The sequence below is a fragment of the Yersinia alsatica genome (genome assembly GCF_902170305.1).
Classification (GTDB): domain Bacteria; phylum Pseudomonadota; class Gammaproteobacteria; order Enterobacterales; family Enterobacteriaceae; genus Yersinia; species Yersinia alsatica.
Map to the genome: position 1 here is coordinate 113,832 of NZ_CABHWW010000008.1, position 17,848 is coordinate 131,679.

Genomic DNA, 17,848 nt, shown 5'->3' on the forward strand with positions numbered 1-17,848 from the left:
TGGCAAAGTACTCAGGTGGTTAACGGGATAATTGCTCAATAAGGGCGGGGACTACTTTGTAAATGTCCCCCACCAGGCCATAGTCGGCATATTTGAAAATAGGTGCGTTTTTATCTTTATTGATAGCAACAATCGTTTTCGCGCCATTGCCCCCGACCATGTGCTGAATCTGCCCGGAAATGCCCAACGTTAAGTAGAGATCGGATTTCAGCAACACACCGGAGACCCCGATATAGCGTTCACGCTCCATCCAGTGTTCACCTTCAGCTATCGGACGCGAGCATCCTACTTCTGCACCTATCACCGTCGCCAATTCCTGCACCATTCTAAGGTCAGCCTGTGAAACCAAACCACGGCCAATCCCCACCACCCGCTTAGCTTTACTTAGATCGACGCTGCTCAATGACTTGCTACGGCGCTCCTTACACAGGATTTCCTGACGCGGAGTAACATAATTTGCCTGATAAACAGCGCAGTCATGAGAAGGGTTTTCCGCAATGGGTTCGACCGCCCCCGGCGCTAGCGTGACAATGGCTATCGGCGTAATAATTTTCTCTCTACCAAAGGCCAACCCACCATACATGCGGTGTTCAGCGCAGGTACCTTCATCACTGACTGACAATGAAGTGACATCATTAACCACCGCCGCGTCGAGTAAAACCCCCAATCTGGCTGCCAGTGCTTTACCACGTTTGGTTGCTGACATCAGGATCAAGGTGACGGGCGAGTGTTGAGCTGCGGGTTTTTCTATCAGAGAAACCAAGGTTTCAGCATAATTTTCTACCCGCTGTAGCGCAGATTGTTCTGCCAAAACATAGAGGACGTCTGCACCTAGCGGCTTAATCGCCGGAACGGCTTCAGCGCCCTGAACCAGAACGTTAACCTGCTCTCCCCACTGGCGCGCACCGGCTAATAACTCGGCGTAGCGATCAAGATTGTCGCTGAACACCCATACATTGGTTAATTTACTCATAATCATTTTTCTCCGTATCGGGTTAGTTCAGCACTTTTCTTAAGTGCTCTGCCAATTCAGCAATGGCTTCTGAAGAGTCATTTTCAATAATGATGTGTTTACGTTCGGCCTGCGGTGGCACTTGGATATTGACCAGTTCGGTATAGGGTTGAGTTGGCGTCCAATCAATATCGCTGGCTTTCCAGTGGGTTACCGGTTTTTTGCCCGCACCAAGAATGGCTTTCATGGAGGGAACTTTAGGGACGTTAATATCCGAAGTCACACAGAGCACCGCTGGCAAGGGTAATTCCAGCACTTCAACTTCCTCTTCCAAAGTACGTTCAATCAGAACCCGTCCATCTAGCAACTGAATATGACTGACGGCATTAACTGTAGGAAGTTCCAGCATTTCGCCGACCAATAGCCCCACCTGCTGGGCATATAAATCACCAGAGCCTTCACCAAATAGCAGCAAATCAAAACCTATTTTATTAGCTGCGGTTGCCAAAGCCTGAGCAGTATCTTTAGGCAGCGCGAGCTCCAAAGCAGCATCCTGAAGCAAATACAATTCATGCGGGCCGCGCGATAAAACGTCTTTACGCACTTTAGTATTTTCTAAATATTTTCCTCCCACGCTGAGCGCCATTACCTGACCATCATCACCAGACAATTGCATTGCTGCTTCAATAGCATTCAAGTCGAATTGGCTTATTTTAGGATCAGCACGATCAAAACTGAGTTGGTGCTCAGCGGTCACTACAATGTCTTGCTCTTCAGGTACTAGCTTAAAACAGGTTATAATTTTCATAGTATTTCCTATTATCTCAAACGGATATATAAGGCTAATGATGATATATTGATACTGAGTCAGGAAAATAACGACATGATAATATGTTTTAGTTACCAACTATCTTGCAAAAAAAACAGCTCAGAGATATCAGAGTGTCGATTATTTATTTTCAACTTGCATTCTCACGTTATATATAAAGATAAAATTGCGATAAACCCACATTAATAGATAGAGAAAACCATTAAGACAATATGTAATAATCATCAAAAAATGTGATGCATGTTTGAGAAAAAACCCTTACTTGCCATGCAAAAATAAAATTAAATGCTCATTGTAAAAACTCTGTATTGATTTTGTATATTATCAGTCAAATCAGATACCGCCATAACGTGTAAAACCGTCAATAATTGGTAAGCTTGGTATTTTAAAACAAACTTACCACCAGCATATTATCTTGCACAGCGCACAAACAATCTTGTTTTGGCATGCTAAATTCGTGGTATATCTGGTTATCTGTTGCATGAAAATGACGGGTGTTCATCTCACAGTTAAATATGGAGGTAGCCATGTATCAGCGCTGTTTTGACAATAAGTCAGATGCCATTTTTGAAAACGGACTCACACCTAAGCTCTCCAGATATGTGGTTAGCGACGATCCAAACTGGGAATCAGGTCATCATATGCATGAAGCTGAAACCGAGCTAATCTACGTAAAAAAGGGGGTGGTCAAACTGACCATTGATTCATCAAACTATGTTGCTCAAGCTGGTGATATTATTGTTATTGAACGTGGTTGCTTGCATGCCCTGGCCTCTGACACCGAGTCGCCCGCGACGACCTATGCCTGTGCAGTGTATGGATTTAAAATAAATGGGCTTGAAGATAACCGAATAATGCAGCCCAATTCCTACCCCGTGGTTTCTGCCGTTAAAAACAAAGACGTTATACATGAAATCAGTATGCTATTACCGCAACAGAAAGATAATCTTTCATCATCAGTCTATGATGCATTTGGCTCCCTTCTGACCGTTATATTTTATGAGAATTTTAAAAGCGCCTACCGAACCAATACTGGCAATATAATCAAAGACGTCTTGGTAAAAGACATTCTGATTTATTTAAACAATAATTACAGAGAAAAAATAACCTTAGAACAATTAGCAAAAAAATTCCGGGCCAGTGTGAGTTATATCTGTCATGAATTTAGTAGAGAGTATCGAATTTCGCCTATAAACTATGTCATTAAGCGCCGTATAACCGAGGCAAAATTTGCATTGACCAATACCGATTTGTGCTTGAATGAAATTTCTTTCCGAGTTGGCTATGAAAATGTCGATCACTTCACGAAATTATTTATTCGGCATGTCGGCTGTTCGCCTTCTGAATATCGCAAACAATTCAAAAGTGACCTTAACAGAGAAGAATATATAGCAGAATTTGGCGAACGCTCAGAAATGCTAACGTGAGATTAATGGTAAACTCAATGCCTTATCTCAAATTCAATCCGTTCACATTTGATGCAGTGAACGGATTGTCAAAGCGAGTTACTTATTCTGATAGTCTTTTAGGATCTGACGGCCAGCAATATAAATCATTATTTCATCGGTCCCGCCCCCAATCCGCTCGCACCGAACATCGCGCCAGAATCGGGAAACACGCGCATCATCGGTATAACCGAGTCCACCCATAATTTGTATTGCATCATCAATGACTTCAAGTGCAGTACGAGCACAATATAATTTGCACAAAGCCGCGCTGGTTCTTAACGACTGATGCATATCAGCCTGCCATGCCACTTTTAACACCATATTGCGCATGTTTTCTATCTTCACTGCCATTAGTACTAATTTTTCCTGAATCATTTGATTATGGCCAATTGGCTTACCAAACTGAATACGCTGGTTGGCATATTTGGCGGCATCCTCAAAAGCACATTCAGCAAAACCGGTGCTGCGAGCCGCATTAATCAGGCGCTCCATCTCAAAGTTATACATGACATTCAGGAAGCCCATTCCCTCTTCGCCAACCATATCGCTTTCATCTACTTCGACATTGTCGAGATAGACTTCGCACGTGCTCAGCATGTGCCAGCCAATTTTATGTAATGGGTTGATTTTAATACCAGGGCGATTCGACTCAACCCACCACAGTGTAAAGGCTTTTTTAGGATCTTGCGGTTCAGGGTCTCGCGCTAGCACCAACATATAAGGGTATTCTTTTGCCCCAGTGATAAACGTCTTCTGGCCATTCAAATACACTTTGCCATTCTTACGTGTGTAACTGGTCGTGGCACTGTTATTGTCTGAACCCGCACCGGGCTCGGTAAGGGCCAAAGCATAAGCCGGATCACCGGTTGCTAATGTACTTTCCGCCGTTTTCCGCAATTGTTCCGGCGAACCAAATCGCATCATACTGTGAATACATTGCCCATTAGTAATTAGAAATGCCGGTGCGCCGCATTTTGAGACTTCCATTAGCGCCAGCATTTGCGTGACATAATCAGCAGGGATCCCGTTATATTCCTCTGGTACCCCTAACAGGGAAATACCGTTATCGGATAACGCCCGCATAAACTCTTTGGGATAAGTTCCTGTTTGGTCACAAGTCCTGAAATACTCTTCGGGGAAGTCATTAGTAATGAGTTCCCGAATACTGGCCAGCAATAACTCTTGCTCTTCGGTTAAGCTAAAATCCATATTCTTCACTCCCCTACATTAGTTATCTTCAGGCAAAATAAATCCCATGACGTTATCGTAAAACATCCTTTCATCCATTAATTTGAGATTACTGGATATAATAGGTTTGAAGTCCATTTGCGATAAAACATCCCGTTCCAGATCAACGCCGGGGGCAATTTCAACTAAATGCAAACCATCTTCTTTTAATGTAAATACCGCACGCTCAGTGATATAACGAACATCTAAGCCACGCTCTAGCGCAATTTTCCCACTAAATGTTATTTCCGGTATTTCTTTAATGAATTTTTTGACTCGCCCTTCTTGGACAATTTTCAGTGTTCCTTCACTGACTTCTGTTTTTAGACTGCCTGCAGTTAATGTTCCGCAAAATATAATTTTCTTCGAGGTGGCACTGATATCAATAAAGCCACCGGTGCCCATAATTTTGCCATTGAATTTATGCACGCCAACATTACCCTGTTGGTCTATTTCAGCAAAACTCAAATAACAAACATCCAGACCACCGCCGTGATAAAAATCAAATTGTGAGGTCATATCCAGAATAGCGCGGGTATTAACATTGGCACCAAAAGCCACACCTTGTGTTGTAATACCACCTATTGGGCCGGTCTCTACCGTCAATACAAAATCATCAGCGCAACCTTCTTCTCTGGCAACCAGACCGATACCATCCGCAATACCCACTCCCACATTACCGACGGCCCCTTTACGCATTTCAAACAGTGCCCGGCGGGCAACTAACTTGCGCTGGTTCAGCGGAATCGTCATCTTGGTACTATCATCCAACACAAAATCACCGGAAATAAAGCGGTTAACCGGCGCTCCACCATAGAGTTGAGTTTGTGCTGGGTCGACAACTACTATATCGATAAGATAACCGGGAATTCTGACAGATTTAGGATGAAGAGTGGCTTTCTTAACCATCTTCTGCACTTGCATCATCACAATACCGCCATTGTTATGTACGGCCTGTGCGATGACCAAGGCATCCAGATACATTACTTCATCTTCAAAAGATGCATAACCTTCACTATCACAAGTCGTGGCGCGTATAAAAGCAATCGTTGGTGCAATGGCTTTATAAAACAGGTATTCCTGATCATCAATCTTAACCAATTTAATAAGATCTTCTTTGGTCACTTCATTGAGTTTCCCCCCTTGCTGGCGTGGGTCAACAAATGTACCGATGCCTATATTAGTTAAAATACCGGGCTGGTGAGCAGCAGATGCCCGAATAACCTGAGTTAAAACACCTTGCGGATAGTTATAGGCACTAATCTTATTCTGTTCAGCCAAATCAGAAATACGTGGCGATTGCCCCCAATGACCACAAAGTGCCCATTTGACCAATCCCTCTTGAGCCAGTGGGCTAATGCCTCTTTCTGCCCGGTCGCCTAACCCTGTTGGGCTAATTAAAGATAAATCACGAGGTGACTGCGTATTTTTATATTGCTCAGCTAAGGCTGTAATTAAGGTTGTTGCTTCAAGAATCCCACCACCTGCACCTAATACGCAAAGTGTCGCTTCATCCGGAATATATTTTACAGCATCCTCAGCGGATAAAACGGGAACCCGACCATTAATTCTTTTCGGTCTTTCCAGTTTCATAATTTCTCCAATTTTATAGATGCGACTAATCATGGCTAAATTAATTTATTTTCATCAAGAGAATAAAAAACCATATTGCCGCCAGGGCATTTTAAATAAATATCGGGTAGGAATGGTTATTCAGAAATCTGAGAGACCTCTGAATAACCGTTAAATAATCACTAAATTAGGATTGGTGTATTATTGTTAAGACAGACCTTAATTCCTTAATATCTATCTGGCCTGGCGCAGATGCTTTCTTCAGCGCGCCAAAGGTTGCTGCCGAGCCAAAGACTTCACCCGATAAACGGGAAATAATTCCCAACTTCGACATCGACATAGTAATGATTGGACGATCGGCATATTTTTCATGCATTTCCAATGTCGCCGCCAGCAGTGTCATCACATCGCTTTTGTTTTGGGGCATTAATGCGATTTTAGGAATATCGGCCCCAAGATCTTGCATTTTACGTAGGCGCTTAACAATCTCATCTTTGGGCGGGGTTTTATGGAAATCATGATTAGACATGATAACTTTTACACCTTTAGCATGAGCATATTCTATCGTGGCGCTGACGTCTTGATCGCCAGTAAAAAGCTCCAAATCAATCATGTCAACCTGGCCGCTATCAATCATCTTCTTATTTAGAGCAAGATAATCATTAGGCGATATCTCTTTCTCTCCCCCTTCTTTAGCTGTACGAAAGGTAAAGAGAATAGGTTTATTATGAATAATATTTCGGAGTTGCTGTGCGGCTTCAAGAATGCTCTCGACGTCTTTCACATCATCAAAATGATCGATACGCCATTCCAGAATATCAAAATCAAAGTCTTGGTAATATTGGGCTTCTGACTTTATCGCCGGTACATCTTTTCCCATCAATGACACGATGATTTTAGGAGCACCTTCACCTATTACCAGATTCTTTACTGTTACGGTTTTCATTCTTGTCCCTTCCATTAATGCCTGACCACGGGCATCAGCCAGTATGCTCCCAAAGAGGATAACTATGCGTTGAACCCCATAACCTTTTTAATATATTCCAGTGGGAACTCTTTTCCGGTCCAAAGCTTAAACTGCTCAGCCCCCTGCCATAACAACATCCCATATCCGTCAACAGTTTTACACCCAGCTTCCATGGCCATTTGTAGCAGCTTAGTCATATGGGGGTTGTAGACGCACTCAGAAACCAGCAGCTCAGGGCGCAGCATAGAGATATCACTGACGATACTTTCATTTTCCAGTGGCTTCATTCCCACTTTTGTACCGTTAGTAAGAATATCTGCATTGGCAATTGCATTAGCAAACGCTTTTTGGTTCGCCAAGTCGTTAACCGTAACAGTACAGTCGGTGTTGTCATTAACGCGTTTGGCAAAGGCGAGTGCCTCTTCATAAAACTCATCGCGCCGGTTAAATAGCATTATTTCCTTGATACCTTCAATTGCCGCCTGTGCGCCAATGGCGGTAGATGCACCACCCGCACCTACCAGTACCATTTTTTTACCTTTAATATCAAAACCGGTTTCTTTGATTGCTTTGATATGTCCGGTCCCGTCAGTATTATATCCGCGAAGAAAACCGTTATCATTAACAATGGTATTGATGGCACCCACTAATTTGGCCGCGGGTGTTAATTCATCGACATATTGGCAGGCTAACTGTTTATTAGGCATAGACACGCCGGTGCCACGCATTTTTAATGCCTTGAGACCTTCAATAGCTTTGCCAAAAGTGGAATTATCCACCTCGAAAGCCATATAAGTGTAGGGCAGACCCATTTCTTCCAATGCCTTATTCTGCATTTCTGGCGATAAGCTATGTCTGATAGGATATGCCATTAACCCAATCAATTCATATTTTGCAGTAACGTCCATTAACAACTCCTCACTAAAGATGGGTATATTCAGATTTCTTTAATTAATATTTCTCTTATTTGTTCTCAGCAATAAAGTCACTGAAAGAATCGCTCACCAAAGCGGAAGTCACTTTGTGGAATTTTGAAGACTTTATAGTAGCGAATAAAGACGACTATCGCGGTGAGGAAAGCAACAAGAGCAAATACGATGTCCAGTAATATGATATATTGCAGGCCAATAGTTGATAGATAACCGGTAGCTAGCGGAATAACAAAATTCGCTAACCCACCCATCATCATATAAATGCTGGTAACCTTGGCTTTGCTTTTCGGGAAGAATTCAGACATAACCGAGACACCCAATTGCAATATCCCACCCGCAGCAGAGAAACCAATAACAAATGCCCCGACATTACATACCAACGGAGATGGATACAGATAAATAACAGCAGCGGCAATGACAGATAGCCCGGTATTAAATACATTGGCCCACACAGGGCGCACCATACTTTTAAGCAGGAAAGCAAAGAGGAATACACACAGTAATGAGCCTAAACTATAGTAAGAAATAGTTTTTAATGCATCAGCTTCTGCCATTCCGGCAAAGGCCATTGCATATTTTGGCATCCAAACGACGATAACATAAAATGTAGAAAATGCCGCGACGCCAAATACCACTGAGGCGACGCCTTCCAGCCATGCTAAAGGCTTACTGCTCATCTGAGGCAAGTCTTTGGCAATAGTAGCATCCACTGTCTGACTGGGAAATTTACTCTTCATCACCAGCAGAGTGACCAGAATAAACAGTATGCCCGGAATGATCATGGCATAACCAAACCACAACTGACTCACCATCAAGAAACTAACAAGCATCGGATAGAACATTTGCCCAAAGGAAATGGTGGCCTTAAGCAGAATCACAGCAGAGCCGGAGGTTTTCGGGTAACACTCCATCAATGCGGGATAGCCCCCAGTGTCTAATGCTGCGTTCGCTGCACCCACACAAAAGGCCAGAATAAAGGCCACAATCAGATTGGGACTGGCGAGGATACCGAAGAAAAATAGGATATATAATGCTATACCGACAAAAATAACTGAGCGCCTACCGAACTTGTCAGAAATAACACCAAAGAATAGGATACAGACTAATCTTCCCAGACCTATCCCAGAAATCACATAGGCTATCCCGGCACTGTCGGTATTAAATTTTTCTGCCAAGGGAGTCATATTTTGCGCCAAGGTAATAACGCTGATCCCATGAAGAAAATAGCTTAGATATATACTTATGGCAGCTAATAAAAATGGCGCATTGAAGTCCTTGCTCTGGCTCATGCTTCTCTCCGTTTATTGTTAATTTTTTATTAAGTACATTCTTATAAAGCATCAATAAACTACCAACCCTATATAATGTATATAACGCCAACCTTGATTTATACGTAATATGAGGTTTTCATTTTCAATTTTATTGCAGAGCACCAATAGGAAATTACGAAAATATTGTTGTTAGGTTGTGTTGATTTTACAAAACCAATACAACATTACGATAGGACCAGAGAATTACTTGGTAACAGTATGGATGCTTAATTTTTGTGAGTCAGTTAAAACTTATTAAATCTAAAAAATTAATATGCTGAACATGATGGATTTGTAAAATAAACATCAGAAAAATTGGCGTTATTACTGTGAGCCAGTAGACATTATTGCGATATGCATCCATCTGAAAAAATCACCCTCATCAACTGCTATTATCCATCTATGACTTATTGCTAACGTATTTAACAGTTTATTTACCCGGTTTACTTTCCCCTATGGTTAAAAGTGCATATTATATTGCACCACGCCATAATGATTTTGCATATCCTAGGTAAGTCAGCACCCATTTTCATTCAATAAATCAGATAATGCCCAAAACACACCACAATATTATGTGACCGAGTCAGTGGTACAAACAGAATGTTTGCCGTATGTTCAACTATGAGTCAAATTGACCATAATGCTCTTGAAATGACAGTGTTACAGTGAGGGAAAAATTAACAAAGCGCCACGGGAAACGGAATGAACTTAAAACAATTACACTATTTTAAGCGCTTAGCCGAAAAACAACATTACACAGAAGCAGCATCAAGTCTGTTTATCGCCCAGCCATCTTTAAGCCATGCTATATCTGAGCTTGAAAAAGAACTCGGCGTCACTTTGTTTGAAAAAACCGGCAGAAATGTGCGAATAACAGAGAGTGGGAAAATCTTTCTACCTTATGTGGAAAATGCACTGCTTGAGTTGGAGAACGGCCGCCTTGCCTTGCGCCAAATGACTGGCTGTGAAAATAATACCATCAAGCTGGCATTTATTTATACCATGGGGGAGACCGTCGTTCCACAGCTGATTGACCGTTTTATACATATTCCCGGTAATGAAAATAAGCGTTTTTGCTTTTACCAAGGAACATCGTCATCAATTATTGATGATCTAAAAGCTGATAAGTTTGATCTGGCTTTCTGCTCTCAAATGCCAGAAGAACCCGAAATAGAGTTTATCCCGCTAATTAGCCAGGAGCTGGTACTCGTCACCTCCCGTGATCACCCATTAGCATTACGCAATGAAAGTGAAATCGCCTTAGAGGACACAATTCCCTACCCATTTATCTTTTTTTCGCAAAAAAGTGGCTTACGTCAGTTTATTGATAAGATGTTTATGCAGAAAAAACTGATGCCAGAAATAACCTGCTATGTCGAAGAAGATACGGCCATGGTGGGGCTAGTGAGTATTAATTACGGTATTGCCATTATGCCGCGGATAAGCACACTTTCACATTCTAATGTTCACGTCATGCATATCAAAGATCCCGGCCCAACTCGCTATATTTGCCTGGCAACCCGTAAAAATCAGATATTATCGCCAGCCGCTCAGACATTTAAGAAATTTGTCTTCAGTTCATGTCAGCTCATGACATTTAAGTAACCGGTAAATTAACGTGTAGATAGCCGCTGCTATCTACACACTATTTCTTCTTTCAGGCCTGAACTTGATTCATTTTTACGCTATAACTTTGCTCCCTCCGGCTGCGATAACCAATAAACAGTGCCGTCAAGAAACCGGCCGCAGCGAGGCCAACATCAAACCACATAATATGGGCGATGCTGGTTTGCGAGAGTTTGGCTGTAATTAATGGGATAGTGAATGTCGCCAGGCTCCCTGCACTATAAAAAATAGCGGTGGCTTTACCTTTAGCCTGCGGAAAGCGCATCGCCATCAGTGTCAAGCCGAGTTGCATAACACCGCCAGCAGCAGAGAAACCAATCACAAAGGAAAAAATAAACACGGTTGTGACGGTGGTATATAAACACACCGCTAGCAAGGCAACGAAAGATATAAAGGTATAAAGCATAAGCAATGTAGTTGAATTAACCGTTTTCTTAACCAATCCCGCCGTAATAAAGACACATAGCAAAGAACCTATGGTGTAGACACTGAGGAGTTTGATAGACATGGTATAAGACATACCCGCCACAAACTGCCCATACTGCGCCAGCCACTGGCTAATCAAATAAAACGTCGCCATAGCGATGTATCCATACAGCGTAAAGCTGGCGAGATCCAACATTGAGCAGGTATAACTTTTAGATGTTTCAGATTCAGCGGTATCCGTCATCGGCTCTATTTTCACTGGGGATTTATGCTGTGGGAAGGGGCATCGAAACAGATAGAGTGCATTCACCAGCATGACGCAGGCGGCAATTAAAAACGACCAGCCGAACCAGAGATCAAACCACACTAATATGCTAATCATAAACGGCAAAATAAATTGCCCGCCAGAAACAAATGCTTTGATAAGAATATTCGCCGTGCTTGGCGTATTTGGGAAAGCTTCCATCAATGATGGATAGGTACCAGAGTCAAGGAAGCTGTTTGCCATTCCCGCCAAGAAACCGAAACAATAGGCCACAACAATACTTTGTGTGCCAAGGACACCGAGGAAAAAGACCAGATAACAGGCCATTCCCAGATAAACAAAAGGTTTGCGACCAAAACGATCAGAGAGCATGCCCGCCACCAGCAAAATACTCAGCCGCCCTATTCCCAATGAAGAAATGACAATCGAGACACCAGCAGCGTCAGTGTGCCACTGCTGTTGTAGATGGGGCATATTCAAACTGATCAATATGACACCCATGCCGTGGACCAGATAATTAATATACAAGCCGATAGATGTAGGTATGTAATTGTTTTTCATATAAACCCTTTTCAGAAAAGGATTTTTTGATTCGATCTACAGGATTTTCTTTCCTGTTCTTTATCTCAAAAAACCTGATCTATAGGTACTTTCCCGGTGAATTTTGTGATGCAAGAAAATGACAACCAGACTCAATGCGACAAGTAAAATAATCCTGAAAGGCTAGGCACTTCATGTATTTCCATACTAACAATCCGGTCTAGCAATAAATAATTCATTTTTTGAAAGCAATTCATAGATTATGTCTATGGACGGCCTATCAGGATGCTATTGGTCTACTTGCTCTGTTATAATTGTGTTTTTTATCAACGCCACTGACAGCTATTTAGCAACATTATCGAAACATGTAGATTGGTGATTTAACAAAGGTGGTATTTGTTTAATAGCAAAGACTAAAAAGATGGTATTTAATGATGAATATAGAGCAGTGAGCATGCCGCTAATAGGCAATAACACACAAGGTGTTTATTTTTAAATTTGTGTGAAAGGATACATATTATTCATTTTTATGATGAGAGTCATATTATTAAAACCAGTAATTAATTTCCTTGAAGTGTCAATATGCTTAGGCCATCAAGGAATAATTAATGCAAGATATTTTCTTTTCAGAAAGTAAATTTATTCATTGGTCACAAAATTCCTAGCGCGGTTAACACAATCTCTCCAGATCATGAGAATAAAGTTCGGCAGCAACAGATTGATATATTTTCCATTCTAAAAAGTCTGCATCAGCATAAACAGCATGAAATTCCTTATAATCGGGGAAAAAGCGCATAGTATTATTCCCAATACGATTATTTATCTTTTTAATGATGGCATTAACCCTTTCTTTTCTTTTTTCATTCATCAAAGTCATTGTTTCAACCACTGATACGGGAATCTCTTGCTCTCCATTTTCCCATTGTTGCCACATTTTTGTGTTTTTATCGCCTGCAATATAATTTGCCGCCTCGTCATAACTCATAAAAAAAAGCTGACGCAATGCCTGCAATTCTAAATTGTTCATAATGACTCCAACATTAATCAGGATGAATGATTAAATAGCATTATAATTCGCTGGACGAAATGATCATTATCACAATAAGTTAAACCAGCTATTATCAGATAATCCTGATGAATACAAAAACCCGCTCATCTATAACGATTGCGGGCTGTTTGTATTGTGGAGATCACTGTCACTATGTCAGATGAAGCCAAATGTTTGCATGAGTGAGAACCGGCTGCTACTCCCCAACCAGAATAACCTCAATCCCACCTTTACGTAGCCCATTCAAACTTTCCGCTGGAATGCCTTGGTCAGTGATGACCATATGTATGCGCTGAGTATCAATAATCTTATGTAAACTGGAACGATTAAATTTGCTGGAGTCAGTAACCACAATAATCCGCTCCGCGACTTCACACATACGGCGATTAAGCCGTGCTTCGTCTTCATTATGTGTGCTTACGCCCCGCTCAAGACTGATGGCGTCCACCCCAAGAAATAACATATCAAAGTGGTAATTCTGTAAGGATTGATCGGCTTGATCGCCATAGAAGGAAAGCGACTGACGGCGCAAATGCCCGCCAGTCATCAACAATTCCACTCCTTCAGCATCTAGCAATGAATTGGCCACATTCATGCCGTTGGTCATCGCAATGACCTCCTTATGATGGCGCATATGGCGTGCAATTTCATTGGTGGTGGTGCCGGAGTCCAGAATGACGCGGTGCCCCGGTTTAATCAGGTTGGCGGCCACCTGAGCAATACTGCGTTTTAGTGATGTATTAAGGGAACTTTTATCTTCTACCGTCGGCTCAAGCGCAGGGGTTCCAGAGTCGCACACGAGCGCGCCGCCATATGCCCGAACCGCAATTCCTTGTTTTTCCAAGAAAGCCAGATCATTGCGGATCGTAACCGTCGAAACACCAAAGAATGACGATAAGTCATTAACCTGAACACTTCCTTGTTGGCGCAGGCGTTGAATAATCTGCTCGCGCCTTTCACTTGTACCCGTTATACGTTTGTCTGCTATTGAATCAGTATTGCTCATAGGAAATCCTTTCTAAAATCCTTTCGTTTCTTTTCACTTTGCCTATTAACACCTTTCTTTTGCGGGAAAGCAAGCCTTAACATTGCGCAAAACCAGACTTCTTTCCGGCCAAACACCCTTTCATTATGTTTCTTTTGCGAAACAGATCCCAATTTTATTATCTTTCGTTTTGTTTTTATTCCATGATAAAGCAGTATCCTTGAAACAAATCGAAAGATAAAAGTCACCTAAAACCCATACGGAGAGGAAAGTGAAACATTTAACCGAGTTTGTGGCCGACCATAAACAGGATACAGGATGTGGCATTTTTGCCGTCTGTTCTGCACACCCCTTGGTTCTGGAAGCAGCAATACGCCACGCCCGGGCGGCAGAATCTATCTTATTAATAGAGGCGACCTCCAATCAGGTAGATCAGTATGGCGGCTATACCGGCATGACTCCGGCTGACTTCCGTGGTTTTGTTGAACAAATGGCCGATGACCATCAGTTTCCTCGCGACCAATTGATTTTAGGTGGCGATCACCTTGGCCCTAACCGCTGGCAAAACGCCCCTGCAGAAGAAGCGATGACTCAGGCGGAAGAACTCATTCGCCACTATGTTGCTGCGGGCTTTAAGAAAATCCACCTTGATTGCAGTATGTCTTGTGCTGATGACCCGGTGCCATTAACCGATGAAATTGTTGCTAAGAGAGCTGCCAGATTGGCTCTGATAGCAGAACAAACCCGTAAGGAACAATATGGTTCCTCTGATTTGGTTTATGTCATCGGCACCGAAGTCCCGGTTCCCGGTGGTGCGCATGAAACCCTATCAACACTGGCTGTCACCTCACCACCAGCAGCAAAAGCCACATTGGAAGCTCACCGCCACGCTTTTGAACAACAGGGCTTGAGTGACCTATGGCCGCGGATTATCGGGTTGGTCGTCCAACCGGGTGTCGAATTCGACCATACCCATGTTATTGATTATCAACCGGAGAAATCGCTGGCTCTCAGTCAAATGATCGAAGAATTTGACACCATGGTCTTTGAGGCTCACTCCACCGATTATCAGACCCCACTCGCCCTACGGCAGCTCGTTCAACATCACTTTGCGATTTTGAAGGTAGGCCCGGCGCTCACTTTCGCGCTACGTGAAGCCCTTTTTTCACTGGCCGCGATTGAACAGGAATTACAACCAGCACATCAGCGTTCAGGTTTGCGGGATGTACTGGAAAATGTCATGCAGGAACAACCGAAATATTGGCAACACCACTATCACGGTAATGGTGAACAACGTCGTTTAGCTCGAGGTTATAGCTACTCCGACCGCATTCGTTACTACTGGCCCGATCAGGACATTGACAAGGCTTATTCCAAATTAATAGAAAATTTGGAGGATGAATCGATTCCACTGCCTTTAATCAGTCAGTATCTGCCTCTTCAATACGTTAAGGTCCGTGAAGGCCTTTTTGCAGCAACACCGCACGAACTGATTATCGATCATATCCAGGATGTATTGCGCCAGTACCATGCTGCCTGCCTGGGAACATCGCCATCCAATTAACACAATGATAATAAGGAAGAAAATATGCCAAACATTGTATTAAGTCGTATTGATGAGCGCCTCATTCACGGTCAGGTTGGCGTCCAGTGGGTAGGTTTTGCCGGAGCGAATCTGGTGTTAGTGGCTAATGATGAAGTTGCCGAAGATCAGGTGCAGCAAAGTCTGATGGAAATGGTGCTGGCGGAAGGGATTTCTGTCCGTTTCTGGTCACTGCAAAAAGTCATCGACAATATTCATCGCGCCGCTGATCGCCAGAAAATTTTGCTGGTTTGCAAGAGCCCCGAAGATTTTCTGACATTAGTTAACGGTGATGTACCGGTGACTCGCATCAACGTCGGCAATATGCATTACGCCGACGGTAAACAACAAATAGCAAAAACTGTCTCTGTTGACGATCAGGATATTGCCGCCTTTTATGGCCTGAGAAAAGCAGGGGTGGAATGTTTTATTCAGGGCGTGCCAACCGAGCCCGCTCAGGATCTCTACAAACTCCTCTGAGGTATTTTCTATGGAAATTAGCTTACTACAGGCATTAGCGTTGGGGATTCTGGCCTTTATTGCGGGTCTGGATATGTTCAACGGCCTGACACATATGCACCGCCCGGTGGTCCTCGGGCCACTGGTTGGCCTGATATTGGGTGACCTTCATACCGGCATTCTGACCGGCGGTACATTGGAACTGGTGTGGATGGGGCTTGCTCCACTGGCGGGTGCCCAGCCTCCTAACGTGATTATCGGCACTATTGTCGGCACTGCCTTTGCTATTACCGCTGGCGTAAAACCAGAGGTCGCCGTTGGGGTGGCAGTCCCCTTCGCCGTAGCAGTACAAATGGGGATTACGTTCTTGTTCTCCATTATGTCCGGTGTGATGGCACGCTGCGACAAAATGGCGGCAAATGCTGATACCGCCGGCATTGAGCGCGTTAACTATCTGGCCTTACTGGCACTGGGGACGTTCTATTTTCTGTGTGCATTCTTGCCCATCTATTTTGGCGCGGAGCATGCAAAAACAGTTATCGATGTCCTGCCAGCCCGTCTGATTGATGGCCTTGGCGTGGCCGGGGGCATCATGCCAGCAATCGGTTTTGCCGTATTGCTGAAAATCATGATGAAAAACATTTATATCCCCTACTTTATTCTTGGTTTTGTCGCTGCCGCCTGGCTAAAACTGCCGGTGCTGGCTATCGCCGCCGCCGCACTGGCAATGGCTATCATTGATTTTATGCGTAAAGACCCACCGGCGCAGCAGCCTTCCCGTACTGAGCAAGAGGAATTCGAAGATGGTATCTAATACTCAAGTTTTGCCAGACGTCAGCGTAACGGAAAAGTCGGTGGTTGATGGCAACGACAATATCTATGAAGATCAAACTATCGGTGCCGAACTGACGAAGAAAGATATCAACCGTGTGGCATGGCGCTCCATGCTGCTGCAAGCCTCCTTTAACTATGAACGTATGCAAGCTTCTGGTTGGCTTTACGGTCTGTTACCGGCGCTGAAAAAGATCCATACCAATAAGAATGACCTGGCGCGGGCGATGAAAGGCCATATGGGATTCTTCAATACCCATCCTTTCCTTGTGACTTTCGTTATCGGCATCATTCTGGCAATGGAACGTTCAAAGCAGGATGTCAACAGCATCCAAAGCACCAAAATCGCGGTTGGCGCGCCACTTGGCGGGATTGGCGATGCCATGTTCTGGCTGACCTTGCTCCCTATTTGCGGTGGTATTGGGGCCAGTCTGGCCCTGCAAGGATCGATTCTTGGCGCGGTGGTGTTTTTGGTAATGTTTAACGTCGTTCATCTTGGGCTGCGTTTCGGTCTGGCCCACTATGCATACCGCATGGGTGTGGCGGCCATCCCACTCATTAAAGCCAATACGCGTAAAGTAAGCCATGCGGCATCTATTGTTGGGATGACGGTGATTGGCGCTCTGGTGGCCACCTACGTTCGCTTATCCACCACACTTGAAATCACTGCCGGGGACGCGGTGGTTAAGTTACAAACCGATGTTATCGATAAACTGATGCCAGCTTTTCTTCCACTGCTATACACCCTGACTATGTATTGGCTGGTACGCCGTGGCTGGAGTCCTCTGCGACTCATCGGGCTCACGGTAGTGTTAGGAATTGTTGGCAAGTTCTGCCACTTCCTATAAT

16 protein-coding genes are annotated in these 17,848 nt (G+C 43.6%); 6 read left to right on the forward strand and 10 right to left on the reverse strand.

The genetic code is table 11. The features are described 5' to 3' along the window. Positions 1-19: 19 nt before the first annotated feature. Positions 20-973, reverse strand: a complete 954-nt coding sequence (locus FTA96_RS04240; protein ID WP_145573228.1) for an electron transfer flavoprotein subunit alpha — start codon at positions 971-973, stop codon at positions 20-22. 22 nt (positions 974-995) lie between these two features. Continuing rightward, the gene (locus FTA96_RS04245) at positions 996-1,760 is read right to left on the reverse strand and encodes an electron transfer flavoprotein (RefSeq protein ID WP_050318271.1); all 765 of its coding nucleotides are present in this window, start codon (positions 1,758-1,760) and stop codon (positions 996-998) included. A gap of 548 nt (positions 1,761-2,308) precedes the next feature. On the opposite strand from FTA96_RS04245, the gene FTA96_RS04250 reads away from it, so the two are divergent. Next, positions 2,309-3,208 (forward strand): AraC family transcriptional regulator, encoded by a 900-nt coding sequence (locus FTA96_RS04250; RefSeq protein ID WP_050107307.1) that lies wholly within the window; start codon positions 2,309-2,311, stop codon positions 3,206-3,208. A 78-nt stretch (positions 3,209-3,286) separates the two neighbouring features. On the opposite strand, the gene FTA96_RS04255 is transcribed toward FTA96_RS04250, so the two are convergent. The 5 genes from FTA96_RS04255 to FTA96_RS04275 form a co-directional block, all read right to left on the reverse strand. Next, a complete protein-coding gene (locus FTA96_RS04255; protein ID WP_050107308.1) occupies positions 3,287-4,438 on the reverse strand; it encodes an acyl-CoA dehydrogenase in 1,152 nt (383 codons plus the stop codon). Between the two features lie 18 nt (positions 4,439-4,456). Beyond that, positions 4,457-6,049 (reverse strand): acyl CoA:acetate/3-ketoacid CoA transferase, encoded by a 1,593-nt coding sequence (locus FTA96_RS04260; protein WP_050122100.1) that lies wholly within the window; start codon positions 6,047-6,049, stop codon positions 4,457-4,459. Between the two features lie 166 nt (positions 6,050-6,215). Then, a complete protein-coding gene (aroD, locus tag FTA96_RS04265) occupies positions 6,216-6,974 on the reverse strand; it encodes a type I 3-dehydroquinate dehydratase (protein WP_145507910.1) in 759 nt (252 codons plus the stop codon). A gap of 62 nt (positions 6,975-7,036) precedes the next feature. Continuing rightward, on the reverse strand, positions 7,037-7,903 hold the full coding sequence (gene ydiB / locus FTA96_RS04270) for a quinate/shikimate dehydrogenase (RefSeq protein ID WP_050107311.1): 867 nt from the start codon (positions 7,901-7,903) through the stop codon (positions 7,037-7,039). 77 nt (positions 7,904-7,980) lie between these two features. Then, positions 7,981-9,216 (reverse strand): MFS transporter, encoded by a 1,236-nt coding sequence (locus FTA96_RS04275; protein ID WP_145573230.1) that lies wholly within the window; start codon positions 9,214-9,216, stop codon positions 7,981-7,983. A gap of 723 nt (positions 9,217-9,939) precedes the next feature. Between FTA96_RS04275 and FTA96_RS04280 the strand changes: the two genes are divergently transcribed. After that, the gene (locus FTA96_RS04280) at positions 9,940-10,842 is read left to right on the forward strand and encodes a LysR family transcriptional regulator (protein ID WP_050107313.1); all 903 of its coding nucleotides are present in this window, start codon (positions 9,940-9,942) and stop codon (positions 10,840-10,842) included. Between the two features lie 52 nt (positions 10,843-10,894). On the opposite strand, the gene FTA96_RS04285 is transcribed toward FTA96_RS04280, so the two are convergent. The 3 genes from FTA96_RS04285 to FTA96_RS04295 all read right to left on the reverse strand — a co-directional run bounded on the left by FTA96_RS04285 (position 10,895) and on the right by FTA96_RS04295 (position 14,148). Further along, complete coding sequence (locus tag FTA96_RS04285) at positions 10,895-12,115, reverse strand: MFS transporter (RefSeq protein ID WP_050122097.1); 1,221 nt, start codon at positions 12,113-12,115, stop codon at positions 10,895-10,897. Positions 12,116-12,764: 649 nt separating this feature from the next. After that, on the reverse strand, positions 12,765-13,121 hold the full coding sequence (locus tag FTA96_RS04290; RefSeq protein ID WP_050122095.1) for a YdiL family protein: 357 nt from the start codon (positions 13,119-13,121) through the stop codon (positions 12,765-12,767). Positions 13,122-13,338: 217 nt separating this feature from the next. Further along, positions 13,339-14,148 (reverse strand): DeoR family transcriptional regulator, encoded by an 810-nt coding sequence (locus FTA96_RS04295; protein ID WP_050107316.1) that lies wholly within the window; start codon positions 14,146-14,148, stop codon positions 13,339-13,341. Between the two features lie 250 nt (positions 14,149-14,398). On the opposite strand from FTA96_RS04295, the gene kbaZ reads away from it, so the two are divergent. Genes kbaZ through agaE form a run of 4 tightly spaced genes read left to right on the forward strand, consistent with a single transcriptional unit; the run spans position 14,399 to position 17,847 of the window. Beyond that, on the forward strand, positions 14,399-15,691 hold the full coding sequence (kbaZ, locus tag FTA96_RS04300; RefSeq protein ID WP_050122092.1) for a tagatose-bisphosphate aldolase subunit KbaZ: 1,293 nt from the start codon (positions 14,399-14,401) through the stop codon (positions 15,689-15,691). Between the two features lie 24 nt (positions 15,692-15,715). Then, a complete protein-coding gene (agaV, locus tag FTA96_RS04305) occupies positions 15,716-16,189 on the forward strand; it encodes a PTS N-acetylgalactosamine transporter subunit IIB (RefSeq protein WP_050107319.1) in 474 nt (157 codons plus the stop codon). Positions 16,190-16,199: 10 nt separating this feature from the next. Next, a complete protein-coding gene (gene agaW / locus FTA96_RS04310; RefSeq protein WP_004712318.1) occupies positions 16,200-16,982 on the forward strand; it encodes a PTS N-acetylgalactosamine transporter subunit IIC in 783 nt (260 codons plus the stop codon). Continuing rightward, positions 16,972-17,847 (forward strand): PTS N-acetylgalactosamine transporter subunit IID, encoded by an 876-nt coding sequence (gene agaE, locus FTA96_RS04315; protein ID WP_050107320.1) that lies wholly within the window; start codon positions 16,972-16,974, stop codon positions 17,845-17,847. Before agaW ends, agaE begins: the two co-directional genes overlap by 11 nt. Position 17,848 lies beyond the last annotated feature (1 nt).

Bases quoted from the DNA above. Each gene is read 5' to 3' on its own strand.
- FTA96_RS04240 (WP_145573228.1), bottom strand. From the start codon at position 973: ATGAGTAAATTAACCAATGTATGGGTGTTCAGCGACAATCTTGATCGC.
- FTA96_RS04245 (WP_050318271.1), bottom strand. From the start codon at position 1,760: ATGAAAATTATAACCTGTTTTAAGCTAGTACCTGAAGAGCAAGACATT.
- FTA96_RS04250 (WP_050107307.1), top strand. From the start codon at position 2,309: ATGTATCAGCGCTGTTTTGACAATAAGTCAGATGCCATTTTTGAAAAC.
- FTA96_RS04255 (WP_050107308.1), bottom strand. From the start codon at position 4,438: ATGGATTTTAGCTTAACCGAAGAGCAAGAGTTATTGCTGGCCAGTATT.
- FTA96_RS04260 (WP_050122100.1), bottom strand. From the start codon at position 6,049: ATGAAACTGGAAAGACCGAAAAGAATTAATGGTCGGGTTCCCGTTTTA.
- aroD (WP_145507910.1), bottom strand. From the start codon at position 6,974: ATGAAAACCGTAACAGTAAAGAATCTGGTAATAGGTGAAGGTGCTCCT.
- ydiB (WP_050107311.1), bottom strand. From the start codon at position 7,903: ATGGACGTTACTGCAAAATATGAATTGATTGGGTTAATGGCATATCCT.
- FTA96_RS04275 (WP_145573230.1), bottom strand. From the start codon at position 9,216: ATGAGCCAGAGCAAGGACTTCAATGCGCCATTTTTATTAGCTGCCATA.
- FTA96_RS04280 (WP_050107313.1), top strand. From the start codon at position 9,940: ATGAACTTAAAACAATTACACTATTTTAAGCGCTTAGCCGAAAAACAA.
- FTA96_RS04285 (WP_050122097.1), bottom strand. From the start codon at position 12,115: ATGAAAAACAATTACATACCTACATCTATCGGCTTGTATATTAATTAT.
- FTA96_RS04290 (WP_050122095.1), bottom strand. From the start codon at position 13,121: ATGAACAATTTAGAATTGCAGGCATTGCGTCAGCTTTTTTTTATGAGT.
- FTA96_RS04295 (WP_050107316.1), bottom strand. From the start codon at position 14,148: ATGAGCAATACTGATTCAATAGCAGACAAACGTATAACGGGTACAAGT.
- agaV (WP_050107319.1), top strand. From the start codon at position 15,716: ATGCCAAACATTGTATTAAGTCGTATTGATGAGCGCCTCATTCACGGT.
- agaW (WP_004712318.1), top strand. From the start codon at position 16,200: ATGGAAATTAGCTTACTACAGGCATTAGCGTTGGGGATTCTGGCCTTT.
- agaE (WP_050107320.1), top strand. From the start codon at position 16,972: ATGGTATCTAATACTCAAGTTTTGCCAGACGTCAGCGTAACGGAAAAG.